Source organism: Hyphomonas sp. KY3, from assembly GCF_017309975.1.
GTDB lineage: Bacteria > Pseudomonadota > Alphaproteobacteria > Caulobacterales > Hyphomonadaceae > Hyphomonas.
Genome location: NZ_CP022271.1, coordinates 3455124 through 3479230, shown reverse-complemented (window position 1 = coordinate 3479230; position 24107 = coordinate 3455124). Strand labels below are relative to the sequence as shown.

The window sequence follows — 24107 nt, the reverse complement described above, 5'->3', positions numbered from 1 at the left end:
GTATGGGAGGACGTAGCAACATGCGTAGAGTTTCAACATTGACTGTGGGCCTTTTGGCCGCCGCCATTTCTTCCGGTTTCAGCGCGTCTGCACAGGATCGCGCCTGTCGCGTGGAGGATACGCCCACCGGTGCCAAAGTCGTTGGCGGCGTCAACGCACATCTTGCCAACTGGCCTGGTATCGCGTCGATCCAGCTGAACACGCAACGGGGCGCCTTTCATGTCTGTGGCGCGGCAGCGATTTCGAAAGAATGGATCCTGACCGCCGCACATTGCGTCGAAGGCTTCAGGGTTTCGGAACAGAGCGGACGCGTTTTCGCCTTCGAGGATGCAGGAGATGGTGGGCCGGAGCGGAAGATCGCAGCCATTCGGGTCCAGCTTGGCACCGGCGATCTCGGGCGCACCCCGGAAGGGTCACAAGCTGCATTCGTAACGAAGGTTGTCACGCACCCGGCTTATGCGGGCGCCGAAGACATCTACAAGGGTGCGGACATCGCGCTCATGAAACTCGACACGCCATGGGAGGGACCACTTGCGACCCTGTCGACAGATGCGACGACGGACAGATTGTCCAAGGCGGGTGAGGAGGCTTGGGTGGCCGGGTTTGGTAATCTGTTGGAACTGGAGCCGGGCCAACGCACCAAATGGCAGAATGCGCGCAATTTTGCACTCGCAGCGCCGAGCCTCGTCTTGCAGGAAACTTCGGCCCCAACCGTGGCAGCATCGGTGTGTCAGGCGCGTCTTCGCAAGGCCTCCATGCTGGAAGGCTATCCGGCGGATTACCAGTCGCTGATCGTGGATAAGACGCTCGTCTGCGCCGGCCTGGAGCAAGGCGGCCAAGATGCCTGTCAGGGCGACAGTGGCGGTCCACTGGTGAAATACGACAAGAATGGTTGTCCCTACCAGATCGGCGTTGTCAGCTGGGGTGTCGGGTGCGGACGGCAGGAGAGCCCCGGCGCCTATACGCGGGTATCTGCGTATGCGGATTGGATTCGCACCTATGTGCCGGATGCGAATTTCGTTCAGTATGCACAGGTTCCACCGCCCACGCGCGGCGTACCTGACCTTGTTTCGAGCGTGCAGCACGATTTCGATACGATCGTCAAAGATATGCCGGTCACGTTGGTGAATGCGGCAGGCCAGCAAGTGTCGGTCGTCGAGAACGGCCAAATGGTCGACCTGAAAGTGACCTTGCCCGTGCGGGGAAAACTGGTCCTGTTCGATTACAATGCCGATGAAGTGCTGACCCAGCTCTATCCGAACCCGGTTGAAGCAGCGGGACGCTGGCCGGTGCGTGAGGCGGGCGAAACCGTATTCCTGGCAAAGGATATCTTTGGTGAACCGGGCCTGCAGGCCGGGCCGCCGCTGGGCCCTCAATCCATGATCGCCATGGTCGTGCCAGAAGATGCGCGCTTGCCGGTTTCACCCCAGCAGGGCTTTCAACAGATTGATGCTCCGGTCGATTACATTACCCGTCTGGTGCGGACTGCATTGCGCCAACAGCAAACGGTGCGTGGGCTGTTCCGCATTGCTGCTGCGGAGGCGGGCGAAGTGGCCGAAGCTGAGCCCGAGGTACGCTCCGAGACGGCCCCGCCGGAACCGAAGCTGGCCATGGGCGTGCTGAACTATTGCATCGACTCGCGGATCTGCGGGACAGGAAATGACGAGCCGTCCGACGACCCGAGATAGATCAAATTCGCAACATCGCGTTCAGCGGGTAGTTACCGTAGCCGTGTTACGCGAGAGGGATGCTCCGCCGCCTCATTGCCATCCTGCTGACAGTATATGCAATCGCCTTTGCCTTCGGCGCGCTGACGGCTGTGCGGTGGCCCTCAATCATGATGGCGCTCAGCTGGGTGGTGCAGGATGATATCGCGTCTGGTTTGGAGAGCGTGGACTGGCGCCAGCTCGGCATTGCTCATGGTGGGCCTTATCTGCTCGCGGCGCTGTGTTTCTATTGCTCGGCTGCAATGATTGCCGCGCGTCGCCCGGGCGGTGTGCTGTGGTATTTTATGGGCGTCGTCGCGGGAATCCCGTGTCTTTATCTCGTGACGTTCGAGCCCGGTTGGTGGAATGATCCCAGCGCAGCCGAAGGCGCCATTGCGGGGGCATGCGCTGGTGCGGTGCTTCTGATGCTCGCCGTGTGGGAATTGCGATTGCGGACACAGCGCAAGGCGGAATCCGCTGAGCAAGTGGCTCCATTGGTCCTTTCCCAGCCGGTGCTTGTCAGTGAGCCCTTGCCGGATCATCGCAAGCGGTCGGCTCCGGCAAAACCGGTCCGGCCGGCCATTGTGCCTGCTGCGATTGCTCGTCAGCGCGCGAGCTTTGCCGCCCATGGCCGCAAGATGAATGCGCGTCGTCGCCGCGCCGTCTGAGCGTTCCAAAGCCAGATAGCATTTGCTGTCGTGCCGTCATGCCCGTACCTTCTCCAATAAAAGGGATGAGGATCAAACATGATGAGCGTAAGGCGTATCATTGGACTAGTTCTGGCGCTGCTGGGGGGATGGCTGTTCTGGGGCGGCGCAGCAACCGTCAACATGCTGGTTAATCGGGGCAGTGGCCTGTCGGACGCGCTTATGCAACCGCCTACAAGCTTGGTGCGACTGGTCGCAACGGGGCTCATTCTGCTCGGCGGGCTCGCTATCATGGCTGGAAAAGGTTTTGGACGCTGGGTCGCACTGGGAGGAATCCTCGTATTCACGCTGCTAGCGGGTCTGATGGTATTGTCAGGCGCTGATCCGATCCTCTGGACGGATGAAGTCGTTATCACCGGTGTGTTTTGGGTGCTTTTCGCAGGCCTAGTCGTAACCAAACGCAGCTAATCCAAACTAGCAGACCCTGCCGCATTGATTTCAGAAGCAAAATGCCTAGTTTGGCGGCTCAATCCTACTGGGCCCTCTAAGCAAGGCAGATTTCCCCATGGCTGAGACATACGACGTCGTCATTATCGGTGGCGGCCCCGGCGGCTACAATTGCGCAATTCGTGCCGGACAGCTCGGCCTGAAGACCGTGTGTATCGAAGATCGCGGTGTGCTGGGCGGCACTTGCCTGAACGTCGGGTGTATCCCCTCCAAGGCGCTTCTGCATGCTTCGGAACTCTACGCAACAGCGCAGAACGAATTTGAAGGCATGGGCATCAAGACCGGCAAGCTGGAAATTGATCTCGACCAGATGATGGCTCAGAAAACCGAAGCGGTTGACGGTCTGACCAAGGGCATCGAATTTCTCTTTAAGAAGAACAAGGTCGATTACATCAAGGGCCGCGGCAAGATCCTTGGCAAAGGGAAAGTCGAAGTCAAAGGACTCGATGGCAAGACCCAAACCCTGGACACGAAGAACATCGTGATTGCGACGGGCTCTGAGCCAGCCAACCTTCCAGGCATCGAGATCGATGAAGAACGCGTCGTGACAAATGTCGGTGCGCTGTCGCTGACCTCGATTCCAAAACGTCTCGTCCTGATCGGGGCCGGTGTGATCGGTCTCGAAATGGGATCGGTCTGGGCACGTCTCGGCTCGGAAGTGACTGTGGTGGAGTATCTTGATCGCGTCATGCCGGGCGCCGATGCGGATGTCGCCAAGGAAGCCCAGAAGATCTTCAAGAAGCAGGGACTGAATTTCCGTCTCGGCATGAAAGTGACCGGCGTCGAGAAACTCAAATCCAAACTGAAGCTGAGCATGGAGCCGGCTGCGGGCGGTGAAACTGAAGTGCTTGACGCCGATGTCGTAATCGTTGCGATTGGTCGCAAGCCGTATACGGAAGGCCTTGGCCTCGAAGCGGTTGGCGGCACGACAGACAAGCGCGGCGTCGTGCAAGTGACCGATGGTCACTTCAAGGTCGCCGACGGCGTCTGGGCTGTGGGCGATTGCATTCACGGGCCGATGCTGGCGCACAAGGCTGAGGACGACGGCACGGCTGTTGCTGAATTGATCGCTGGCAAGGCAGGTCATGTGAATTACGACCTCGTGCCAAGCGTGGTCTACACCAAGCCGGAAATGGCGTGGGTCGGTCAAACGGAAGAGCAGCTGAAAGAAGCCGGCGTGGAATATGTGAAAAGCAAATTCCCCTTCATGGCCAATTCGCGCGCCCGCACAAACCACGAAACAGACGGGTTCGTGAAAATGCTGGCCGACAAGAAGACCGACAGAATCCTCGGGGTTCATATGGTTGGTGTGGGCGTTGGCGAACTTATTGCCGAGATCTGCGTCGCCATGGAATTCGGTGCGGCCTCGGAAGATATTGCCCGTACCTGTCATGCTCACCCCACCCTGTCAGAAGCGGTCCGTCAGGCGGCGATGGGTATCGAAGGCTGGACGATGCAAATGTAGGCATTCGGCAATTTGCCGAAATGCGCCTGAGATAAAGAGTGGACCTGATCATGCATCGGGCCCACTCTTTTCACATGTACACACATACCGGAGCAGGCTGGCATATCCGTGACTTTGAACGCCGGGACTATCGCCCTTGCTATCAATTGTTTCGTGATTGCCTGAGAGAGTTTCCGTGGCGCGGTCCGGCGGCACCCTATCTGAGGCAATTGTTCAACTCCCTGCCGACGGCGCGGGCCTGGGTCGCAGAGGAGCCGCAGGCGGGCGTGGTCGGCTTCCTGACGCTGCGTCCCGATTCCGGCTATGTCGATCATCTCTTCGTGGCGCCTGATTGGCGCCTGTGCGGCGTTGGTCGCGGCCTGTTGCATGTCGGGCGAGACGTGATGGGAGAGCCGCTACTGCTTGATGTCGATGCGCAAAATTCGCCGGCGCGGAAGGCCTATGAGGCGCTGGGCTGGAAGGATTTCGCCCGGACCGGCGAAGCCGGCAATGAACAGATTCGCCTGATCGGACCCTGACCCTTATTCTGCTGCCCGCATCAGCGACTGCATTCGGTCCAGCCAGACCATCCAGGCTTTTCGGCCCGGCTCAGTCAAGTGGATACGTGTCTGGGGCCGGCGGCCAACGAAGCGCTTTTCCAGTTCGACATATCCGGCCTCTTCCAGTTTACGCAAATGCGTGGACAGGTTTCCATCTGTCGCCCCGACCTTGTCGCGCAGCTCTCCGAAAATGGCGGGACTGACACTGGAAAGGTAAGCCATGATGCCGAGGCGGAGACGCCCATGGATGACATCGTCGATGTCGTTGTGATCGAAGGGGTTTTTCTCGGGCATGGGCGTTACACTGTTTCCGAGGGTTCGTTCCGCATCAATAGAAGGCCGGGTAACAGGACACAGAGCGCCGCTACGGCTGATCCGAGAAGCACGATGTAAGGCGTCTGCATGAGGAGCACCGCTGGCAATGTGCTGGCCATGGCGGCACTGCCGCTAAGAGAGAGGATGCGGTTTTGTGCCATCACGCCGGATACGTATTGGGCCAGGCCATAGAGCCCGATCACCATTGGGACTGACCACATGAAGGCGGCGGTACCTTGGCCCAACAGGGCCGCGATGAAGGCTCCCATGAAGTAGGCGCCAAGAAAATAGCCTGCCGCCTGCCAAACGATGCGAGAAACCTGATTTCCCACTGAGGCGGCGCCCGGCTTGTGGGCAGAGAAGCCTGCCTGCATGATGAACATGCCGCCCATGCCGAGGACGACATAGCCGATCCAGAGGAAGGCGAACGCCATGGGCGAAAGACCCCACATGCCCGTCGCAATGGCGTAGTGACCGAGATAGGCCAGTGTGGTCAGCGCGCCCCACAAGATCAGGAAGCGTCCGCCGAGGAGCGGCGCCTTCTGTCCGGCTTCTGCCAGATCGCGCACATAGGCAAGATCATCGGTGAGGGATTGAGGGCTCATTTTCGTCTCCACAAATAACTTTGAAAAACAAAGTATATTCATATCGGAAAATGTCAAGCAATCCAACTAGCTGCCAAACGGAACTTTGAATTTGGTCAGAAGGTTGACTCAGCCCTCGGCGAGGCGCGCCATTTCGGCGTCGGACAGTTCGGAATTGTCGTAGACATTCTGCACGTCATCCAATTCGTCGAGCACGTCCAGCAGCTTCATCAACGTGTCGGCGGCGTCGCCGTCGACCGGGATGTTGTTCTGCGGCTTCCAGATCAATTTTGTCGATTTGGCTTCGACATCAGCGCCGAAATGTTCAGTCAGCGCGTCGGCTACGGTCTGGAGGTCTTCGCGAGCCGTGTAGATCCAGTGGCTTTCGGCATCTGATTCCACGTCCTGAGCGCCCGCAAGGATCGCCGCTTCCATGACTTCGTCTTCGGTGCCCACGCTCGCAGGATATTCGATCTCGCCAACCTGATCGAAACTGAATGAGACCGACCCCGTTTCGCCCAGATTGCCGCCATTCTTCGAAAAGGCTGTGCGCACATCGGTCGCCGTGCGGTTCTTGTTGTCCGTTGACGCCTCGACGATTACGCCAACACCGCCGGGCCCGAAGCCTTCATAGCGGATGTCCACATAGTCTTCGCCGCCGCCTCCCTGGCCCTTGTCGATGGCGCGCTGGATATTGTCCTTGGGGACGGACTGGCCCTTCGCGTTCTGGATAGCGAGTCGTAGGCGCGGATTTCCATCCGGATCTGGCCCGCCCATCTTGGATGCAATCGTGATTTCTTTGGACAGGCGCGCGAAGAGTACGGCGCGCTTCTTGTCCTGTGCGCCTTTGCGGTGCTGGATATTTGCCCATTTACTATGGCCTGCCATGGCGCCCTCTTCGAATTTGGTCTGATCAGGAGAAGGGAGGCGTTTAGCGCAGGTTTGCAAAACGGCCAAGCTCCCCGTGTGCTACGGGCTATCTGGGGCAGGGAATTGCATTTCTGCAGCACACCGGCGCGAGCTTTGCAAAATTTTCCGCGCCAAATTGACACTTACGTCAACGTCAACCTTGCGTCTTTTCTGCGCGGGCGTTAGGCACACCCCACACGAGTTTAATTCCAACTATGTCTGGAGCGGTTGTATGAAGGTCCTGGTACCGGTCAAACGCGTCATCGACTATAACGTCAAAGTTCGGGTGAAGCCCGATCAGACGGGTGTCGATCTCGCAAACGTCAAAATGTCGATGAACCCATTTGACGAGATTTCTGTCGAAGAAGCAGTTCGCATGAAGGAAGCCGGCACGGCGACCGAAGTTGTGATCGTGTCCATCGGTCCGAAACAGGCTCAGGAAACCATTCGCACGGCGCTGGCCATGGGCGGCGACCGCGGCATCTTGATCAATACGGACGAAACCGTCGAACCGCTGGCTGTTGCGAAAATCCTTGCAAAAGTTGTTGCAGAAGAGAGCCCGGACCTGGTGCTCCTCGGCAAGCAGGCCATTGACGATGATTCCAACCAGACCGGCCAGATGCTGGCAGCGTTGCTGGACTGGCCACAAGGCACATTCGCTTACAAGATTGAGAAGGACGGCGACGCCCTGACCGTGACCCGCGAAGTCGATGGCGGCCTGCAGACCGTGAAACTGGCCACACCGGCAATTGTCACCGTCGATTTGCGCCTTAACGAGCCGCGCTACGCGTCTCTGCCAAACATCATGAAGGCGAAGAAGAAGCCAATCGATGAGAAAGCTCCCGGCGATTATGGCGTCGACATCTCGCCGCGCCTGTCAGTTGTGAAAGTGACTGAGCCGCCTGTGCGCGAGGCGGGTGAAAAGGTCGAAGACGTTGCGACGCTTGTTTCGAAACTCAAATCAGCAGGAGCGATCTAATGGCTGTTCTGGTTATTGCTGAACACGACAATGCGTCCCTGAACGACGCGACCCACAAAGTTGTTACCGCAGCTGCAAAGTTTGGCGGCGACGTAGACGTCTTGGTGGCTGGCGAAGGCGCAGGCGACGTGGCAGCTGCAGCAGCCAAGGTTTCCGGTGTCCGCAAGGTCGTTCACGTGGATGGCGCCTCGGTTGCCAAGCAACTGGCGGAAGCCATGGAAGCCCTCGTTGTGCCAATGATGTCCGGCTATGACGCCGTTTTCATCCCGGCTACGACGACGGGCAAGAACATGGCTCCGCGTATCGCGGCCAAGCTGGACGTCATGCAGCTGTCGGATATCACGGATGTCATCGACACCGACACGTTCGAGCGTCCGATCTATGCCGGTAACGCCATCCTGACGGTGAAGTCTTCCGATGCGAAGAAAGTCATCACGGTTCGTGGCACAGCGTTCGAAGCTGCTGGTGAAGATGGTTCGGCTTCGGTCGAAGCAGCTGATGCACCTGCAGGACCATTCAAATCCGAATTCGTGTCGGAGCAGATGGTCAAATCCGACCGTCCGGAACTGGCTGGCGCGAAACGCGTCGTGTCCGGTGGCCGCGCGCTGGGCTCGAAAGAAGAATTCGATCGCCTGATCGTGCCGCTGGCTGACAAGCTGGAAGCAGCTGTCGGCGCTTCGCGCGCCGCTGTCGATGCGGGCTACGCCCCGAATGATTATCAGGTGGGCCAGACCGGCAAAATCGTTGCGCCTGAACTGTATGTTGCTGTCGGCATCTCCGGGGCCATCCAGCACCTTGCTGGTATGAAGGACTCCAAGATCATTGTCGCGATCAACAAGGACGAAGAGGCTCCGATTTTCCAGGTCGCCGATTATGGCCTGGTTGCAGACCTCTTCAATGCCGTCCCGGAACTGACCGAGGCGCTGTAAGCTTTTCAGCCCTGACTGAATTCAACCCGCAACTCCTTAGGGGAGTTGCGGGTTGTTTTGTATAGAGCGAGCTAAGCCATGATCAGGAGATTTCATGCGAACAGCCATCGTAACAGGTGCGGCGTCGGGTATCGGCCGTGCAATTGCCGTGCATTTTGCCAATGAAGATTGGCAAGTCGCTGCGCTGGATATCGATCATGATGGTCTTGCCTCGCTCCCGAAAGACGGGATTCAGCCGATTTGGTGTGACCTGTCATCCGAAGAGAGTATTCGCGCCGCGGTCGCAGAAGCAGGGTTCGAACAGCTTGACCTGCTCGTGAACAATGGCGGGCCAGCCGACCCGGTCGCCGGTCCTCTTGAGGAGATGAGTCTCAATGACTGGAATAGCTGGATCGCACCGCACCTGAACGGCAGTTTCCTGATGGCGCGAGAATGCATGCCTTATTTGCGCGCTGCCAAGGGCAGTATCGTCAATATGACATCGACCCGAGCCTATCAGTCGGAGCCGGACACCTATGGGTATGCGGCGGCTAAGGGCGGAATCATTGGCCTGACGCATGCGCTGGCCATCGGTCTCGGGCCGGATGTCAGGGCCAACGCAATTGCGCCCGGCTGGATCAATTCAACTGGTGACGTGCTGTCTGGTGAGGCACACGCGCAGCATCCAGTCGGCCGAGCGGGGGAAGTCGAAGATATCGTGGATGCGGTGGTCTACCTGTCTGGTGCCGGCTTTGTGACGGGGCAGGTGCTGACAGTGGACGGCGGCATGACGCGCAGGATGATTTACACCGCGTAGCGCGGGATCGATCCTGAGTTTCCCGCTTCGGTGTTGTCGGACCGTCTGCGGGCGGGACCATCTTGCAGGATTGCGGATATACCCGCGGCGACTGCATCCCAGACTTGTGTTTGACGCACTGCACAAACAGGATATGACATCTCTCTTTTACGACGATCTGGACGAGACTTATGGCAGACCTGAAGACAATTGGCGTGATTGGCGCGGGCCAGATGGGGAATGGTATCGCCCATGTCAGCGCGCTAGCCGGATACGACGTCATTCTCAGCGATATTTCCGAAGAGTCTCTCGCCAAAGGCATGAAAGCGATTGAACGTAATATGGCCCGCCAGGTTGGGCGGGGACAATACAATCAGGGCGATATGGATACTGCGCTCGGGCGCATTAAGCCGACAACTGTCTTGAAGGACCATGAGGCCGCCAACCTTGTTATTGAGGCCGCCACAGAGCGCCGGGAAATCAAGGAACAAATCTTTCGTTCACTCTGCGAAATCGTGCCTACGAGCACATTTCTGGCGACGAATACGTCGTCCATTTCGATCACACGGCTTGCATCCGTCACCGACCGTCCCGAACGGTTTATCGGGCTGCACTTCATGAATCCCGTTCCGCTGATGAAGCTGGTTGAAGTGATCCGTGGGCTCGCAACGGATCAGGAAACCTATGAAACCGCCATCGAGTTTGCAGGGCGCCTAGAGAAGACGACCACGAATGCCGAGGACTACCCGGCCTTTATCGTCAACCGGATCCTTGTGCCCATGATCAATGAGGCCGTCTACGCTCTTTACGAGGGTGTTGGCACGGTTGAAAGCATTGATACGGCGATGCGCCTGGGCGCAAATCATCCGATGGGGCCTTTGACGCTTGCCGACTTCATCGGGCTCGATACATGTCTGTCGATCATGCAAGTTTTGCATGATGGTCTTGCCGACACCAAATACAGACCGTGTCCATTGCTCGTGAAATATGTTGAAGCAGGCTGGGTTGGGAAGAAAGCCGGCAAGGGATTCTACGACTATTCCGGGCCCGAGCCTGTTCCAACGAGATAAAATCATTCCCCCGCATCTCTTTCTATAGAAAGGGGCTGTCGTCTGAAGCGTGCTGTTCCGCAGAGGTGGCGGGCGGTTGACTGTATTTCAACCAATAGTAATTTTAGATTCGTTAACCCACCACTGATTTACTTCTGTATGAAGTCAAGACAGATCGTATGGTGGGAACGAATTCATGATTTGTTATTTTGGCGAACGGATAAATGGTGTGCATGAGCGCCCGTCGTCCCGAACGCAGAAGAATATTCGCTTTCACGGCCAAGGCGACGGGAGGGAGTCGGCGGTTCGAAGCACACCTACGGGCCGAGTACGCGGCCGTGGTGACAGAGCCTCTTCCCTACCGATTTCGAGAACTTCTTGGCGCCATGAGAGAGGTGGAGACCTCGCTAAAGCGATAGGATACGTGACGGCATGACCGATACCGGAGAAAATCCCAGCCCAGACTGGTCCTTTGTCGATGAGCTGGAGGCATTGTTACCTCAAATGCGCGCATTCGCGCGTAGCCTTTGCCATGATGCGACGCTGGCCGACGACATCGTTCAGTCTGCATGCCTGAAAGCTTGGGCGGCGGCGGAATCTTTCGATCGAACCGCAAAGATGAGACCGTGGATCCTGCGTATTGTTCGAAATGAATATCTCCAGCACAGCCGTCGCGCTTGGCGCAATGTTGATGTTGAAAGCGGATTTCTCGAAGAGGCTCTTATTGATAACACATCAGCTGAAATGCTGAGCGAAGCGTCGCAGGCTGTCCAGGCGATCTACTCCCTGCCGATCAAACAAAGGGATGCAGTCATTCTGGTTCTGGCGGCCGGCCTCACTTATGAGGAAGCGGGTGCGATCATGGACTGCTCGCCCGGAACAATCAAAAGCCGGGTAAGTCGGGCGCGCGCAGTTCTGATGGATGAGCTGAATGGAATTGTTCCGGCAATTTCCAATGACACGCCCGGGTTTGCTGAGCAGTCCACATTACACCAGTTGGTGATACATGCCGAAGAGCTTATGGCCGAGGCTGCCTGATTGGTATCAGGCCATGAGCAGGAAAACGCTCACCGAATAAATGATCATCAATGCGGCCGTCTTGATGGCAGCGGACACAAGAAATGGTCGCAGATCAGACCAGGACGTATCTCGAGCGATGGCGGCGACAGAGGTTGCAATATCATGCTCGATCCCTTCGCGGGATTGACCCGCAAGCACCAGCATGACTTTCGAAGAGCGAGTGGACGGAGCAGATTGGGCTTCCGTCAGGACTTGCTGAAATACATGCCCGGCGACGACCTCACCGAGCGCGCGCTTGGGGTGCCAGCCATAGCGAGAAAGTTCTACTATCCCAAGCCGAACAAAGGGCCACGTTACCCAGATATCACGAACAAGAAACGCGGCGAGAATCCCTGTCACACCCCAGATAAAATAAGGCCGCTCAATAACACCGCCATGGAAAAGTCCCCAAAGCGTCGCGAGGATAAGCAGTTTGATAGCCGTCGCGATTGCGAATGACCGAAAGCTCTTTTTGAGAAAATCATCTGCATGGCGCTTGATCTGACGACGTGTTTCCACGGCTGCTGTCTCGATCACCTTGTTCTTCTGGGCAGAAACCCCGCGTTCGAGGTATCTGCGGCCAAAAGCCAATCCGGCACCAACCGCTGAGGCAACAAGCAGAAACGATCTCATGCTAACAATATAGGTGTTCTGGCATGATTTGTCTGTAATTGGCGCCGCTAAAGCAAACCGAGTAGAAGCCTCTGGGCGTGACGTGTCGCCGTCTTGGGGTCACGTACAAGCGTGTATCCGAGCAACATCGCGCCCGCGGATACAGAGACCGGATATTTCTGGACCAGGGATTTCAGGGTGTCGAACGGAAGGTCTGCCAATGCATTGGCCGTGGACTCTTCCAAATCATCGATCTCTTCTGATGATTTCCGATAGGGTAGCAGGAATATATACAGCATAAGGGCAGCAATTGCCACAAGGATGGCGGCCACTGTGAAGCAGGCCGCCGTCAATCCGATGACAGATGCCAGCGCCAATATTCCGGCTACAGACAAAGCAAACATGCCGCCGAAACCACATACGATTCCGGCGACAGCCGCGAACAGCCTAAGCTTTGTCGCGTCCATGAATTATTTGCCCCTCATCATCGCGAGAATGAGTCCGGCCCCGAACGCGATTCCGACAGCGGCTAGCGGATTCTTGCGAATTTCCGTTTCAACATCGTCGCGGGTTTCCTTGAACTGGCCGGAAGCTTTCTCGGCCATTTCCTTGCCTTTTTCGACTCCGGCTTGCGCCTTTACCTTCGCAAGGCCCCGGACGTCTTCCATTACGCTTTTCAGGTCGCCGCGAAGCATGGCAATGTCATCCTTGAGCGCAGCGTAATCGCCCTCGGCTTCAGCTTTGAGTGTGGTGGCTGTCTTGGTGTTCACGTTAAATCTCCTGATTTCGTGTGCGCCAATACAACGATCGATCGAAACTTTCGTTCCATCGGGTGCCAGCAGTTTTCTGCGATGGAACCTTGCACAAGTACATTCGTTTGAACCGCATGGACGTATTCAGAAACAGAATTTCCCAATATGCCTCACTGAGAGATGATGCGTGGTCCAAATTCGATCAAATCGATTTTCAAACCCGCGCATTTCAATCCGGCGATGACATCATCCGTGTGGGGGAAACCCCCGCAAAGATATTTATCGTGAAAGAAGGCTGGGCAATTCGACACCGTTCTCTTGATGATGGTCGTCGCCAGATCGTCAACTTCATGTTGCCTGGTGATGTGTTCGATATGCAAGTCATTGCGGGTGTGAAGGCAGACCACTCAGTGACCGCCATAACGCGCACTGTCGTGGCGACGGTTGCAGCGGATCAATTCATGAAAGTGTTGCGCAGCGATGCCGATGTCGCCGCAGCATTCTGGTGGGCAGCGGTGCAGGAAGAATCTATCCTGCGTGAACAGATTGTCCGCGTCGGTCGCAGGTCTGCCAAGGAGCGTATCGCACACCTATTGCTTGAGCTTCAAAGAAGATTGAGAGCTGCGGTCGGTGGAGTAGAAGATCACCTTCCCATGCCTTTGACACGCACGGATCTGGCAGATGCGCTCGGCCTGACCCCGGTTCATGTGTCGAGGACGATGTCAGCTTTACGCCGATCGGGCCTTATCGATGAGTCCCGCGGCCAGGTCACCATTCTCGATAGAAGGCGTATGGAGAGTTTGTCCCAATTCGACACTGACTATCTCCATGTTCGTAAACTCGATTTCGTAGCGCGAGCCAACCTGAACGGTAGTTCGCATTCGCCTTTGTCAAATGGCGCTATCTCGTCTCACACAAATCAACATCGCATTCCCCGCAATGACAATTGATTCAGGGGATAACACTCAAACAGGATTGGAATAACTTATGCCAGACACAACCCATCAAGAAGAGTTTTCTACAACTGAGGCACGTCAGGGTCGTCGCCGGACGGGCTTGTTGAGCGTTTTGGGGATAGGTATCGTCGTCGCTCTTGTCGGCATGTTGTTGGTGCTGGCATTTACCGGCATATTCGCGCCTGCCAGCGTCTGACATATCTCGAATTCAAGAACAACGGCCGCCCGTACATCATTATGTACGGGCGGCCTTTTGAATCCGCGACATCAGAAATTTAGGCGTCCACCCGCTTTTCGTTGGCGGGATGGAAGAACAACGCCTGGCCGATCGCTGCCTTCACAGTATTTTCCTGGAAGGGCTTTGGAATCAGGTAGGTCGGCTCCGGGCGCTCACCAGTCAGCAGGCGTTCGGGGAAGGCCGTGATGAAAATGATCGGCACGTCATGATCGGCCAAAATGTCGTGGGCGGCATCAATACCGGACGATCCATCTGCAAGTTGGATGTCACAGAGAACCAGTCCTGGCGGATTCGCGCCGAAGAGAGAGAGCGCTTCGCGATGCGTGGTTGCGATACCGGTGACCGTATGGCCGAGGTCTTCGACCAGACTTTCAAGATCTGCAGCAATAATAGGCTCATCCTCAATTATGAGAACTTTCGTAGCGAGCTCGCCTTCAATTTCTCTTTGAGCATCTTGTTCGAGAACACGCTGCTCTTTTTCAGAAATTCCGAGGATGTAAGCTGCGTCCGAAGCAGAAAACCCCTCAAGGGCTGTCAGCAGGAAAGCTTGCCGCTGGATGGGTGCAAGTGACTGCAGTCGCTTGTCTGCAGGATCGCCTTTGTTGCTATCTTTTCCTTCAAGCTGGGCGCCTGTCGTGCCCCAGATGACGTGGAAAAAGCGGTAAAGCGAAAGACGAGAATCCTCCACATTGTCGACAACTTCAGGATTTTCGACGAGCGCTTGAAGTGACGCGCGAATATACGCGTCTCCGCTGTCTTGACTGCCTGTTAGCGCCCGGGCGTACCGGCGCAAGAATGGCAGATGGGGGGCAAACGATTGTACCAAACTCATTGGGAACCTCTCTTCTGGGACCGCATTAACAATTCGTGAAAGCTGCTTCGGTTCCACACTAGTGCAAAATACTGCATTAGTGTGGAACTTATATGGTGCCGGATTGTTTAACTATCAGACTCATATAGTTAGGTATCAGATCGTGAATCAGGATAGTTTGGACGGAATGGAAAAGAACGGACGCAAAAACTCCGTCAAATCCGACCTCGGCAGTAAGAGGCGGACGCAGCGCATTGGTGAACAATTGCGCCGCGTGTATGACGAAGTAGCGCAAGAAGATGTGCCCGATGAGTTCCTGCGGCTTCTCGAAGAAGCCGATAGGGCTCGGCCATCTTCCACCTCAGACAAATCCTGAGGGGGGTTCCATGACAGACAATACGGAAAAACTCAGCGATCCTGAATTCAAACGCGAACTTGCTGCGCTAATCCCACATTTGCGGGCTTTCGCGCGCAGCTTGTGCGGAGATGCAACGCTTGCAGACGACCTTGCACAGGATGCAATGCTGAAAGCGTGGAATGCGCGACAATCCTTTCAGGCCGGCACGAATATGAAGGCGTGGGCCTTCACGATTCTCCGAAATGTTTTCTATTCAGAAAAACGCCGGTCTTGGCGCCGCACCCCACTTGATCCTGAAGTTGCCGAAGCAACGCTGGTGTCTAACAGTAACCCATCCGACACGCTCGACCTGCTCGCCATGCGCAATGCCCTCGGCAGGTTGCCAATTGATCAACGTGAGGCCCTCATTCTGGTGGGTGCGGGCGGCTTGCCCTATGAGGAAGCTGCGGAGATTTGCGGAGTGGCTGTCGGAACGATCAAAAGCCGGGTGTCTCGTGCCAGGAAAGCCGTCGTCGAGATTCTGGAATCAAATGGGGCGGGATTCAGCGACGACTCCGAAATGAGGGCGGAAGACGCCTTCAATGACATCATGCGGCAGGCAGATGATATTGCCGGTGTCGGGTAACCAAGGTGGGCTAGACCAGGGGGAGAGCAAGGGCGCAAACGCGGCGCCTTTGCGTAATAAGCTCGTTTTGACGCTGGCAGCTGCGCTGACACCAGTACTCCTGCTGTCTGCGTTCAAGGCCTATATCGACGCCCGAGATATTCGGGAAAGCCAAGCTCAAAACCTTGTCGTCGTTGCGGGCGCAGCCATTGATGGTGTGAACCAGTCGCTACAACAAGCAGAGCTATTGCTCTCGCTATATGAACCGCGATTGACGGCGGGCGAGTGTAGCGGTGTCTACAACGAATTGTCTGAATATCTGCCGTCGCTCACCAATGTCGTGGCGTTTGACAAGGACAGTGAAGTTGTCTGCGCCAGTGTAGGTACACCCACACTCAGTCGTGACAATCAGGTTCTGCATGACAGATTACGGGCCGGAGGAGACTCCTTTGCTCGGAGTGACGCATTCTTTGGATCCGCAAGTGACGAGTGGCTCTTTGCGCTCAATAAACGCGTCGAGGACGAAGCCGGAAATTTTGTGGGCATCCACACATTTGCATTGAGTGCAATTGAACTCGCCAACCTTGTTCAGGCCGGCTATCTGCCCGATTACGTTTCCCTTTCCATCGCGGATGAGACGGGCAGGGTGTTTGGAGATCCCATTATTGGGCCGATCCCGTCCGAATGGATTGAGCAGGTGAAGGAAACTCGTGCCGCCCAATTGTTCCGGGCAGAGCAGAGCAGTGGCGGTTCCACGGATGTTGTGCTGCGACCTGTCGGCGATTCCAACATATTCGCAGTGATCGCGCGGCCCTCCTACGGTTTGTGGAATGATTTCTTTTTGCGGCCCGCGACTTCATTCGGGCTACCCTTGCTTGCGTTCGCAGTAACACTGCTGGCGGCTTGGATGGCGATTGATGGGTTGGTGCTGAGGTGGATCTCTCGCTTGACCCGCACAGTACGCATCTATGGTGCGGGGCGATATCAATTCAAAGCGGGTAATTCTTTTGTCGATGCCCCCTCGGAGATTCGCAATCTGGCGACCGCGATGGAGGTCATGGCGAAAGATATCGACCACCGAGACCAGGATCTCAAAGAGGCTATCTCCACGCGCGATGCGGCCGTGAAAGAGATTCACCATCGCGTGAAGAACAATCTCCAGATTGTTACAAGCTTCCTGAACTTGCAGGGTCGACAATTAAAAGACCCACAGGCTCGGGATGCAATTGCGGCGACGCGCCACCGTATCGATGCGTTGGCGATTGTACACCAGACATTGTACCAGAATGAGCGCCTGGAAACCGTCGATATGCGACCCTTCCTTACCGGACTTCTCAATCACCTTTCGGATGCATTGGGCATGTCAGAGGCGGGCATAAACCTCGTCCAGTCTTATGCCGAGATTCAGCGGGATGCCGACGATGCCATTCCGATGGCGTTGTTCATTGTCGAGGCAGTCACCAACGCGATGAAGTATGCTTTTGAAGAAGACGGCGGCGAAGTTGCAGTGCACCTTTCGTTGGCGGGCGAGAAGGTAATTCTTGAGATCAGGGACACAGGTCTCGGCTATGACTCAGCGGATGAGGACTCCGGACTGGGTTCCAAGCTCATGGTCGCTTTTGCACGACAATTGTCTGCGGAATTCACGACCGAAGCGCGACCAGGACTGGGCTGCTCGCATAAGCTTGTCATGGATATTTAGGTAGAAGAGCAGCATCCAGTCCGCCCCGTGTGTTAGCATGCAGAACAGCGCGGAACTCGCATCGCTTGGATGCGTAGGTTGTTTATGGTCAACGCAGTACACCCCCGGATAGACATTCAACGCCAATCCCGTAGTTTGAGCTCTCACCTTGAAATTTTTCGTCGTTTGAATGGCCCGCGTCGCGTTGGCGCGATGTTGTCTGTGCTGATTATTGGACTTGGGCAGATCTGGACCTGTTTGCGCAAACACACAGAGCTGATGCGCACCAGCAAGCGAACACGAGTTTTGCTGATCTCCTATTCCGGCCAAGCGGTTCATTCCACACAATAGGTAGTTCTTGCTGCCCTGTGAGTACCGCTCACTTCCAACATACGAGCTAAAAAAAAGACACGCTCGATTTGAGCGTGTCTTTTCAGGCTTGGTTTGCGGCCCGCTTAGTCGTTGATGTCTTCTTCAACGTCTTGTGCGGTATTCTGGATAACTTCGCCACCGGCTTCGACATCCTTGCCAACGCCGTCGACAGTGTTGCAGGCAGCCAGCAGGGTGGCCAGGGCGCCCAAGGCACCGAGTGTTGCGATCTTCACGGTATTTTTCATGATAGTTCCTTTCCGCTTTAAGCAGTAAACAAACGTTACCCGTGTCCCTTGGTTCCAATGGTCGATCAAAAAATAATCGGGAACTCGGATGCCTGCGACCGGGTTGTACTGTCATCGTATCGACCACGACGCGTCGATTTGTTTGATAGAAGGAGTTATTGTCATGCTCGGTTGGGCAATCGCATTTTTCGTATTGGCGTTGATCGCCGCAGTCCTCGGCTTTGGTGGCATCGCTGGTGCTTCGGCAGGTATCGCCAAAATCCTGTTCTTCGTTTTCCTCGTTCTGTTGGTCTTGTCCTTCGTGGCGCGGGCCGTCCGTGGACGAAATGTGACCTAGTGAGGTTTGCATCTTTTTGAAAAGGGCGTTGCGACTGCAGCGCCCTTTTTTGTGCTTGCTTTCTATAAAGACCGCAATGGAACTATTTTCCTGCAGTGGCGTAGGTAAATTAAGGCGTCACCGGGAGGAGGTATAGGCTGTGAAAGAATACATGGCTTCCCCGGATGCTCCAGACAACAAGCGGGATGTGGTGCGCAATTGGGCCATCACCGGAATATTCTGGATCCTCACGCTTGGGACACTGAGTCTTGCCCAAGGTGTATTTGTTCCAATCATCTCCGCATTTGTTCTTGCGCTGACTTTCAGTCCTGTGAGGCGCGCACTTGGCCGGATCGGAATTCCTGCGGGTGCCGCAGCCGGCATAATCATGGTCAGTCTTCTCGTTGTGTTCGGAGTCCTGTTCTACTTCATATCTGAAGCTCTACAGCAGTATATGAGTGACGCGCCGACTTTCGCTGCTGAAGTTCGCCGCGAATTAAGTGGTCTTTTTGGTACAATTGAGCCGGTATTGAAGGCTGGCGATCAGATTGATGCGCTTACAAGTCAGGGTAAACAGCAAACAGTCGCGATACGAGAGCCAGGTTTCGTCAGTGTAATGACCCAAGCCACGCCGGCTGTGGTCAGCCAATTGATCGTGACGTTGACGTTGAGCTTCTTCCTTATCGCATCGGGTGACATGTTCTATGAGAAGCTTGTGCAGGTCATGCCCAAGCTCAAGGACAAGCGACGAGCGTTGGCAGCTGCGCGCACTATAGAAAACCAACTTTCAACTTATCTCTTCACCATTACAGCGATCAATGCAGTGCTCGGCATGGTCATCGGTTCGGTTATGTGGGCGATCGGGATGCCCAATCCGCTGCTGTTCGGGTTGGGCGCATTCTTGCTCAATTATATTCCGTACATTGGTTCCATCGGAGGAATCACGGTTTCGCTCGTGACTGGTTTGGTGACCTTTGACAACACTCTCCAGGCGCTACTGCCCGCGCTGCTTTATTGGCTGATAAACACCATAGAAGGACAGTTTTTAACACCCGTGCTGGTGGGGCGCCGCCTCAAGCTGAATGCGGTCGTCGTATTCATTTCATTTGCCTTGTGGGCCTGGGTTTGGTCATTTATGGGAATGTTATTGTCGACGCCGATCCTGCTAATGGCAAAAGTCGTGTCCGACAATGTGAATGGATTGGAGAGCTTCGGAAAATTCCTGGGTGATCGGGACGACCTGTCCGGTTCGGATTCACGATTGATGAAATTCGTGTTCCGCCAAAAAGATACTCCACTTTCGGAAGAAGGGTGAGTCCCCTTCAGCCGTCGGGCATCACCATGGCCAAGTGCGACAAGACAATACGTGCCGGCCTTCGGGCCGAGAACTCGATACCCTCAATCAAGGACATAACCGCACCTGATTCAGATACTTCTCGGAGTGGAATTTGGAAAGTCGATGTTCCCTTCTCTCCGTCGTCCCGTTCAAGTTCGGACAAGTTGCCTATCTCATGCCGGCCGGACTCGGAAAGTACAGCTAGAACAATGTTACCTGCATCCTGCTGAGAAACGTCCAAAGTCAAGGTGAAACAGAAACCAGCGTTGACCTCCCGAGTCAGGTCCAGTCTCTCGTGTGAGAAAAGGACAGGCGCAAAGGAGTCACTCTTCCAAACGATCTCGATGGCATTTTCTTGTTGTCCCAAGTCAGCTGACTTGAGCACTATCGCTCCCGCAGCAGAGATGGCTTCGCCGCCATGCCAAGGTTTCCCAATTTCACTATTCTCGAGGTGCACCGTCCAACTTCCTGCGGTTCGGCCTAACTCAAAAATTGTGCCATGGTCGGGCTGGGTGACGACACCTTCTTCATGCAGTATCCGCAGGTTCCCACAGTTCTTCATGGATAGTCCGAACCCGAACGGAAACAGGGGGTCATAGGGCTGCGAACCCATATTGAGCGCGTATTGATCCGCATATTGAGGCCAGGAAAAAGATAGTTTGCCGGAGAAGTCGAGACCATTCGTTGCGAACAGCACATCAGCGAGTGCGCCTGCTTGAGTGCCGGGAAGAAATGCTGCGATGAAGGCGTCGGACGCATTCAATGATGGATTGACCCAAAGCGGTCGCCCAGAGAGGAAGATGCAGATGGTGGGGATGCCGGCCTTGCGCAACCGTTTGAGCGTGTCGGCATCTTTCTTGTCTCGGGGCTGAAAATCCAGCGTCGACAGGTCTCCGCGAAACTCGGCATAGGGGGGCTCTCCAAACACGTGAATGGCAATGTCCGGAGAGTCTTTGATGCGCCCGTCGGGTGAATAGATAATTGTCCCGCCATGCTCGTGGCCCACCCGTCGAATTCCCGCCAGAAAGGTTTCGGCATGCGGATAGTCGGTCGGATTGAGATTACCGCCCTGCCAGGAGAGCGACCACCCTCCGCACATCATGCCGAGATCATCCGCAGCGGGACCCGTCACCAGGATTCTTTGGTTCGACTGCAAAGGCAAAACATTGTTCGCATTCTTCAGCAAAACGGCAGACTTCTGGACGGCGACAGCGGCAAGTTCCGTATGGGCCGTGCACCCAACAATATTTCCCCTCACAGCTAGGGCTCGTTCGCTGGGAGTGGGTTGAGTACACAGGCCTGCACGCATTTTTAGCCGGAGAACCCGGCGAACCGCATCGTCCAGACGCTCCTGGGTAATTCGTCCGGACTCAAGGTGGCGCAATAGGGACGCATGCAGGCCCTTCCAGCTTTCGGGGGCCATATACATATCGAGGCCCGCCATCAACGCGTCCGGGCAATCAGTTGGGGTGGCGCCCTCTATTTGCCCGTGCCCGTCCCAATCTCCCACAACCACACCATCGAAGCCCCAATGGGCTTTTAGAAGGTCGGTGAGAAAGGCTTTGTGTCCGTGCATTTTACGACCGCCCCAACTCGAAAAAGAGGCCATCACAGTCTGCACTCCAGCTTCGAGAGTGGCGTAGTAGCCGGCGGCGTGGACCTCGCGTAACTCGGCTTCTGTGGCGATCGTTTCGCCCTGGTCCCGCCCCCCCTGAGTGCCACCATCACCAATGAAGTGTTTCGCGCAGGCGAGTATCTTGGTGTCACCGAGGAAATTCTCGTTGCCCGAAATGCCTTGTAGGCCTCGGACCAGGGCGGCGCTTAGCTCGGCGACTAATTGGGGGGATTCCGAATAGGACTCATAGGCCCGGCCCCACCGGCTGTCGCGTGCGACGGCGACGGTCGGAGAGAATGCCCAATCCATACCTGATGCACGTACTTCACGTGCGGTGGCGGCGCCTATGCGTTCCACCAGTTCTGCATCCCGCGTGGCACCCAGTCCGACATTATGTGGGAAGACTGTTGCCCCGATCAGATTGTTGTGGCCGTGAACAGCATCGGAGCCCCACAGTATCGGAATGCGGGGGCCATCTGCACGCATGGATGCCGCCCAAAATGCATCGGCGAGTTCCAGCCAATCGGCGAGGCTGGCACGTTGATTTCCGTTTGGTGCAGAATTGCCGCCATTCAGCACTGAACCGAGATGATAGGCGGCGACATCCTCAGGCGTCACTGAAGCAATATCGGCCTGAATGATTTGCCCTACCTTTTGCGCGGGTGTCAGCCACTCCAGAATTCGCTCAATCAGGGCCTCTGTTTTCTCGGATTGCAGGCGTGGCGTTTGCGCCTTCGGCCAATCGGACAGAGCAAGCGTGGAAGTAGACCAGTCAGTCACAAATTAAGTCCGACATCGGATTTATGTGTTCGTTCCTCGTCGGGAGAGTAGTCTTCCGGGTAATCTCTCATCTGGTCATACCAGTTAAGCTTCAGGAATACGCTGGTGATGAGCACAACTGAAAGAGCTGCAAGCATTTTGGGCCAGTCTTGAATCACGAGGAAAATAGGGACGCAGACCAGGGCAGTCTGCCAGACAATTCCCACGGCTACGTTAATCAAGTCACGCTTCAAGTTCGTATTGGGGGAGACAGTTCGGCCGGCGGCCGCGAGTGAGTCGGCGACAGGCCCCCAAAGGCCCCATGGGCGCGTCTTCAAGTAGAATCGCTGCAATGTTTCCATATTGGTCGGCTTGGTCACCAGAGATCCGATCACCACGGCGAAAAGGCACGCTACGAAGAAGAATGGGAAAGCCTGCAACGGATTGATGTCCACCTGTGGCATGCCTAACCCCAGCGCAAACACGATACCCGTCAGCATGCCCCAGAAGTAACCGTAACCATTCATGCGCCACCAGTACCATTTCACGACATTGGCGGCTGTGTATCCGCCAAAAAGCCCTGCCGTGATCCAGTTGATGACATTGTCGATGCTGGTCAGGAACACTCCGATGAGCGTGCCAATGATCACGAAGACCGTGGACACGAGGTAGCTGATCCTGAGATACGTCTTCTCAGACGCGTTCGGTTTGATGTATTTACGATAGATGTCATTTACAACATATGCGGGGGCGGCGTTAAGGGGGGCGGCGAAGCTGGACATGAAGGCAGCCAGCAATCCGGCGAGTGTGAGGCCGAGCAGCCCGACTGGAATGAATTCACGTAGTGCAAATGGCAGTACGGCCTCAAAGTCCGCATCTGTCCCCATGTCCCGCAAATATGGGCTGAAATAGACCAGAGCGAGAATCGTCAGGCCGGTGATCAGCAAATAACGCGGGACATTCAGCACAACGCTGACCAGCGCGCTCATCTTGGCGGCTTCGATCGGAGTGCGGGCTGAAAGGATGCGCTGCATATCATAGTTTGGGGCCGGCCCGGCAAGTGATGTGAAGATGCCCTTCAGCAAGACAAGCATGAAAAATATTGAAAACAGCGAGTAGCCCTCACTCGCTATCTTGGTATCTGCGGAGGGCAGCAGATTGGACCAATCGAGACCAAGCCTCCATCCAAAAAAGGGATTGTCCCACCCTTCGGGGACTGCCGCAGCCAGCGTATCCGGCGCCACATGCATCATGGCGATCACGGCAATACCGACACTGGCAACCGTGATGACGAGGAATTGTATGACTTCGGTAAATACTACCGAATACATGCCGCCCTTGATGACATAGAGCGACGTAAGAAAGATCAGGATAACGCCGAAAACCTTCTCATTGAGTGAGATCATGGCGGCTTCTCTCTGGGCCAGAAGGTCACCGGCGAGATTGGGCGACTTCAGCGCGGTAGGCAGGAAAACGTCGAGCTGAAGAAGGCCCGCCAGGTCTAGCGGGATGAACTGAACGGCGAGCTTGCCGATACCGAGGAAGCCGTAGGCCATGTAGGCAAGCACCAGGATCAACGCGAACAACACAACAATCAAATGGCTTAATCGCGCGGCTGGGCCATCGCCGAACCGGAAGGTGATCCACTCTGCCCCGGTCATCGCGCCCGATCGGCGCAACCAGATGGAGAGGAAGACCATGAGAAATATCTGGTTGAAGACGGGCCAGAGCCATGGGATCCAGATGCTTTTCAAACCATAAACGAACAGGATGGATACGAGCCACATCGTGCCAGCCACATCGAACATGCCAGAGGCGTTCGACAGGCCCAGCGCATACCAAGGCAGCCGATTGCCACCCAGAAAGTAGCTCCGCATGCCCTTATTGGCCCGGGTAGAAATCCAGAAGCCGATAAATAGCGTCAAGCCGATGTATGCCGCGATCACGGCCATATCAATTGGATGCAGACTCAAGGACCCCAACTCCTCG

28 protein-coding genes are annotated in these 24107 nt (G+C 55.8%); 18 read left to right on the top strand and 10 right to left on the bottom strand.

What is annotated here, in order from left to right; genetic code table 11:
* Window positions 1-20: 20 nt before the first annotated feature.
* From CFA77_RS16760 to CFA77_RS16740, 5 genes are all read left to right on the top strand, one after another.
* Complete coding sequence (locus tag CFA77_RS16760; RefSeq protein WP_206991656.1) at window positions 21-1688, top strand: serine protease; 1668 nt, start codon at window positions 21-23, stop codon at window positions 1686-1688.
* A gap of 59 nt (window positions 1689-1747) precedes the next feature.
* On the top strand, window positions 1748-2374 hold the full coding sequence (locus CFA77_RS16755) for a hypothetical protein (protein ID WP_206991655.1): 627 nt from the start codon (window positions 1748-1750) through the stop codon (window positions 2372-2374).
* A gap of 78 nt (window positions 2375-2452) precedes the next feature.
* Window positions 2453-2821: a hypothetical protein gene (locus CFA77_RS16750; protein WP_206991654.1), complete on the top strand. Its 369-nt coding sequence runs from the start codon at window positions 2453-2455 to the stop codon at window positions 2819-2821.
* A 97-nt stretch (window positions 2822-2918) separates the two neighbouring features.
* Entirely contained in the window at window positions 2919-4325 is a 1407-nt protein-coding gene (lpdA, locus tag CFA77_RS16745; protein WP_206991653.1) for a dihydrolipoyl dehydrogenase, read from the top strand.
* A 74-nt stretch (window positions 4326-4399) separates the two neighbouring features.
* Window positions 4400-4843 carry a GNAT family N-acetyltransferase gene (locus CFA77_RS16740; protein ID WP_206991652.1) on the top strand — a complete coding sequence of 148 codons (444 nt, stop codon included), beginning with the start codon at window positions 4400-4402 and terminating at the stop codon, window positions 4841-4843.
* A 3-nt stretch (window positions 4844-4846) separates the two neighbouring features.
* Here the strand turns inward: CFA77_RS16740 and CFA77_RS16735 are convergent, their stop codons facing one another.
* From CFA77_RS16735 to CFA77_RS16725, 3 genes are all read right to left on the bottom strand, one after another.
* The gene (locus CFA77_RS16735; protein ID WP_206991651.1) at window positions 4847-5158 is read right to left on the bottom strand and encodes a transcriptional regulator; all 312 of its coding nucleotides are present in this window, start codon (window positions 5156-5158) and stop codon (window positions 4847-4849) included.
* A gap of 5 nt (window positions 5159-5163) precedes the next feature.
* Window positions 5164-5784, bottom strand: a complete 621-nt coding sequence (locus CFA77_RS16730) for a hypothetical protein (protein WP_206991650.1) — start codon at window positions 5782-5784, stop codon at window positions 5164-5166.
* 108 nt (window positions 5785-5892) lie between these two features.
* Window positions 5893-6651, bottom strand: coding sequence for a YebC/PmpR family DNA-binding transcriptional regulator (locus CFA77_RS16725; RefSeq protein ID WP_206991649.1), 759 nt, complete (start codon window positions 6649-6651; stop codon window positions 5893-5895).
* A gap of 253 nt (window positions 6652-6904) precedes the next feature.
* On the opposite strand from CFA77_RS16725, the gene CFA77_RS16720 reads away from it, so the two are divergent.
* The 6 genes from CFA77_RS16720 to CFA77_RS16695 all read left to right on the top strand — a co-directional run bounded on the left by CFA77_RS16720 (window position 6905) and on the right by CFA77_RS16695 (window position 11442).
* The gene (locus CFA77_RS16720; RefSeq protein ID WP_034814577.1) at window positions 6905-7651 is read left to right on the top strand and encodes an electron transfer flavoprotein subunit beta/FixA family protein; all 747 of its coding nucleotides are present in this window, start codon (window positions 6905-6907) and stop codon (window positions 7649-7651) included.
* The gene (locus CFA77_RS16715) at window positions 7651-8580 is read left to right on the top strand and encodes an electron transfer flavoprotein subunit alpha/FixB family protein (RefSeq protein ID WP_206991648.1); all 930 of its coding nucleotides are present in this window, start codon (window positions 7651-7653) and stop codon (window positions 8578-8580) included. The genes CFA77_RS16720 and CFA77_RS16715 overlap by 1 nt, the downstream gene beginning before the upstream one ends.
* A 94-nt stretch (window positions 8581-8674) precedes the next feature.
* Window positions 8675-9376, top strand: a complete 702-nt coding sequence (locus tag CFA77_RS16710; RefSeq protein ID WP_206991647.1) for an SDR family oxidoreductase — start codon at window positions 8675-8677, stop codon at window positions 9374-9376.
* Between the two features lie 170 nt (window positions 9377-9546).
* Window positions 9547-10425: a 3-hydroxybutyryl-CoA dehydrogenase gene (locus CFA77_RS16705; protein WP_206991646.1), complete on the top strand. Its 879-nt coding sequence runs from the start codon at window positions 9547-9549 to the stop codon at window positions 10423-10425.
* Between the two features lie 203 nt (window positions 10426-10628).
* Window positions 10629-10823: a NepR family anti-sigma factor gene (locus CFA77_RS17320; protein WP_371822963.1), complete on the top strand. Its 195-nt coding sequence runs from the start codon at window positions 10629-10631 to the stop codon at window positions 10821-10823.
* A 13-nt stretch (window positions 10824-10836) separates the two neighbouring features.
* On the top strand, window positions 10837-11442 hold the full coding sequence (locus tag CFA77_RS16695) for an RNA polymerase sigma factor (protein ID WP_206991644.1): 606 nt from the start codon (window positions 10837-10839) through the stop codon (window positions 11440-11442).
* A 6-nt stretch (window positions 11443-11448) separates the two neighbouring features.
* Here the strand turns inward: CFA77_RS16695 and CFA77_RS16690 are convergent, their stop codons facing one another.
* Genes CFA77_RS16690 through CFA77_RS16680 form a run of 3 tightly spaced genes read right to left on the bottom strand, consistent with a single transcriptional unit; the run spans window position 11449 to window position 12845 of the window.
* On the bottom strand, window positions 11449-12096 hold the full coding sequence (locus tag CFA77_RS16690; protein ID WP_206991643.1) for a hypothetical protein: 648 nt from the start codon (window positions 12094-12096) through the stop codon (window positions 11449-11451).
* 47 nt (window positions 12097-12143) lie between these two features.
* Complete coding sequence (locus CFA77_RS16685; RefSeq protein ID WP_206991642.1) at window positions 12144-12542, bottom strand: hypothetical protein; 399 nt, start codon at window positions 12540-12542, stop codon at window positions 12144-12146.
* Between the two features lie 3 nt (window positions 12543-12545).
* The gene (locus CFA77_RS16680; RefSeq protein ID WP_206991641.1) at window positions 12546-12845 is read right to left on the bottom strand and encodes a YqjD family protein; all 300 of its coding nucleotides are present in this window, start codon (window positions 12843-12845) and stop codon (window positions 12546-12548) included.
* Window positions 12846-12961: 116 nt separating this feature from the next.
* Here CFA77_RS16680 and CFA77_RS16675 point away from each other — a divergent pair, with 116 nt between their 5' ends.
* Window positions 12962-13777: a Crp/Fnr family transcriptional regulator gene (locus CFA77_RS16675; protein ID WP_206991640.1), complete on the top strand. Its 816-nt coding sequence runs from the start codon at window positions 12962-12964 to the stop codon at window positions 13775-13777.
* Window positions 13778-13814: 37 nt separating this feature from the next.
* The gene (locus tag CFA77_RS16670) at window positions 13815-13979 is read left to right on the top strand and encodes a hypothetical protein (RefSeq protein ID WP_206991639.1); all 165 of its coding nucleotides are present in this window, start codon (window positions 13815-13817) and stop codon (window positions 13977-13979) included.
* A 79-nt stretch (window positions 13980-14058) separates the two neighbouring features.
* On the opposite strand, the gene CFA77_RS16665 is transcribed toward CFA77_RS16670, so the two are convergent.
* Complete coding sequence (locus CFA77_RS16665; protein ID WP_206993295.1) at window positions 14059-14853, bottom strand: response regulator; 795 nt, start codon at window positions 14851-14853, stop codon at window positions 14059-14061.
* Between the two features lie 166 nt (window positions 14854-15019).
* Between CFA77_RS16665 and CFA77_RS16660 the strand changes: the two genes are divergently transcribed.
* From CFA77_RS16660 to CFA77_RS16650, 3 genes are read left to right on the top strand one after another with little or no spacing between them, the layout of a single operon-like run.
* A complete protein-coding gene (locus CFA77_RS16660) occupies window positions 15020-15208 on the top strand; it encodes a NepR family anti-sigma factor (protein ID WP_034814600.1) in 189 nt (62 codons plus the stop codon).
* Between the two features lie 10 nt (window positions 15209-15218).
* Window positions 15219-15815: a sigma-70 family RNA polymerase sigma factor gene (locus CFA77_RS16655; protein ID WP_206991638.1), complete on the top strand. Its 597-nt coding sequence runs from the start codon at window positions 15219-15221 to the stop codon at window positions 15813-15815.
* A gap of 49 nt (window positions 15816-15864) precedes the next feature.
* Complete coding sequence (locus CFA77_RS16650; protein WP_206991637.1) at window positions 15865-17496, top strand: sensor histidine kinase; 1632 nt, start codon at window positions 15865-15867, stop codon at window positions 17494-17496.
* A gap of 434 nt (window positions 17497-17930) precedes the next feature.
* Here the strand turns inward: CFA77_RS16650 and CFA77_RS16645 are convergent, their stop codons facing one another.
* Window positions 17931-18092, bottom strand: a complete 162-nt coding sequence (locus tag CFA77_RS16645; protein ID WP_206991636.1) for an entericidin A/B family lipoprotein — start codon at window positions 18090-18092, stop codon at window positions 17931-17933.
* Between the two features lie 163 nt (window positions 18093-18255).
* Here CFA77_RS16645 and CFA77_RS16640 point away from each other — a divergent pair, with 163 nt between their 5' ends.
* Window positions 18256-18429, top strand: coding sequence for a DUF1328 domain-containing protein (locus CFA77_RS16640; protein WP_034814608.1), 174 nt, complete (start codon window positions 18256-18258; stop codon window positions 18427-18429).
* A gap of 139 nt (window positions 18430-18568) precedes the next feature.
* Window positions 18569-19723 (top strand): AI-2E family transporter, encoded by a 1155-nt coding sequence (locus CFA77_RS16635; protein ID WP_206991635.1) that lies wholly within the window; start codon window positions 18569-18571, stop codon window positions 19721-19723.
* A gap of 7 nt (window positions 19724-19730) precedes the next feature.
* On the opposite strand, the gene CFA77_RS16630 is transcribed toward CFA77_RS16635, so the two are convergent.
* A complete protein-coding gene (locus CFA77_RS16630) occupies window positions 19731-22139 on the bottom strand; it encodes a glycoside hydrolase family 3 protein (RefSeq protein WP_206991634.1) in 2409 nt (802 codons plus the stop codon).
* Complete coding sequence (locus CFA77_RS16625) at window positions 22136-24091, bottom strand: sodium:solute symporter family protein (RefSeq protein ID WP_206991633.1); 1956 nt, start codon at window positions 24089-24091, stop codon at window positions 22136-22138. The genes CFA77_RS16630 and CFA77_RS16625 overlap by 4 nt, the downstream gene beginning before the upstream one ends.
* Window positions 24092-24107: the final 16 nt, after the last annotated feature.

What these genes read in the sequence shown, in the direction of transcription:
- CFA77_RS16675 (WP_206991640.1), top strand. Translation starts at nt 12,962, where the DNA reads ATGGACGTATTCAGAAACAGAATTTCCCAATATGCCTCACTGAGAGAT.
- CFA77_RS16690 (WP_206991643.1), bottom strand. Translation starts at nt 12,096, where the DNA reads ATGAGATCGTTTCTGCTTGTTGCCTCAGCGGTTGGTGCCGGATTGGCT.
- lpdA (WP_206991653.1), top strand. Translation starts at nt 2,919, where the DNA reads ATGGCTGAGACATACGACGTCGTCATTATCGGTGGCGGCCCCGGCGGC.
- CFA77_RS16640 (WP_034814608.1), top strand. Translation starts at nt 18,256, where the DNA reads ATGCTCGGTTGGGCAATCGCATTTTTCGTATTGGCGTTGATCGCCGCA.
- CFA77_RS16695 (WP_206991644.1), top strand. Translation starts at nt 10,837, where the DNA reads ATGACCGATACCGGAGAAAATCCCAGCCCAGACTGGTCCTTTGTCGAT.
- CFA77_RS16710 (WP_206991647.1), top strand. Translation starts at nt 8,675, where the DNA reads ATGCGAACAGCCATCGTAACAGGTGCGGCGTCGGGTATCGGCCGTGCA.
- CFA77_RS16715 (WP_206991648.1), top strand. Translation starts at nt 7,651, where the DNA reads ATGGCTGTTCTGGTTATTGCTGAACACGACAATGCGTCCCTGAACGAC.
- CFA77_RS16725 (WP_206991649.1), bottom strand. Translation starts at nt 6,651, where the DNA reads ATGGCAGGCCATAGTAAATGGGCAAATATCCAGCACCGCAAAGGCGCA.
- CFA77_RS16730 (WP_206991650.1), bottom strand. Translation starts at nt 5,784, where the DNA reads ATGAGCCCTCAATCCCTCACCGATGATCTTGCCTATGTGCGCGATCTG.
- CFA77_RS17320 (WP_371822963.1), top strand. Translation starts at nt 10,629, where the DNA reads ATGGTGTGCATGAGCGCCCGTCGTCCCGAACGCAGAAGAATATTCGCT.
- CFA77_RS16755 (WP_206991655.1), top strand. Translation starts at nt 1,748, where the DNA reads ATGCTCCGCCGCCTCATTGCCATCCTGCTGACAGTATATGCAATCGCC.
- CFA77_RS16705 (WP_206991646.1), top strand. Translation starts at nt 9,547, where the DNA reads ATGGCAGACCTGAAGACAATTGGCGTGATTGGCGCGGGCCAGATGGGG.
- CFA77_RS16660 (WP_034814600.1), top strand. Translation starts at nt 15,020, where the DNA reads ATGGAAAAGAACGGACGCAAAAACTCCGTCAAATCCGACCTCGGCAGT.
- CFA77_RS16740 (WP_206991652.1), top strand. Translation starts at nt 4,400, where the DNA reads ATGTACACACATACCGGAGCAGGCTGGCATATCCGTGACTTTGAACGC.
- CFA77_RS16655 (WP_206991638.1), top strand. Translation starts at nt 15,219, where the DNA reads ATGACAGACAATACGGAAAAACTCAGCGATCCTGAATTCAAACGCGAA.
- CFA77_RS16760 (WP_206991656.1), top strand. Translation starts at nt 21, where the DNA reads ATGCGTAGAGTTTCAACATTGACTGTGGGCCTTTTGGCCGCCGCCATT.
- CFA77_RS16670 (WP_206991639.1), top strand. Translation starts at nt 13,815, where the DNA reads ATGCCAGACACAACCCATCAAGAAGAGTTTTCTACAACTGAGGCACGT.
- CFA77_RS16720 (WP_034814577.1), top strand. Translation starts at nt 6,905, where the DNA reads ATGAAGGTCCTGGTACCGGTCAAACGCGTCATCGACTATAACGTCAAA.
- CFA77_RS16645 (WP_206991636.1), bottom strand. Translation starts at nt 18,092, where the DNA reads ATGAAAAATACCGTGAAGATCGCAACACTCGGTGCCTTGGGCGCCCTG.
- CFA77_RS16665 (WP_206993295.1), bottom strand. Translation starts at nt 14,853, where the DNA reads ATGAGTTTGGTACAATCGTTTGCCCCCCATCTGCCATTCTTGCGCCGG.
- CFA77_RS16735 (WP_206991651.1), bottom strand. Translation starts at nt 5,158, where the DNA reads ATGCCCGAGAAAAACCCCTTCGATCACAACGACATCGACGATGTCATC.
- CFA77_RS16685 (WP_206991642.1), bottom strand. Translation starts at nt 12,542, where the DNA reads ATGGACGCGACAAAGCTTAGGCTGTTCGCGGCTGTCGCCGGAATCGTA.
- CFA77_RS16750 (WP_206991654.1), top strand. Translation starts at nt 2,453, where the DNA reads ATGATGAGCGTAAGGCGTATCATTGGACTAGTTCTGGCGCTGCTGGGG.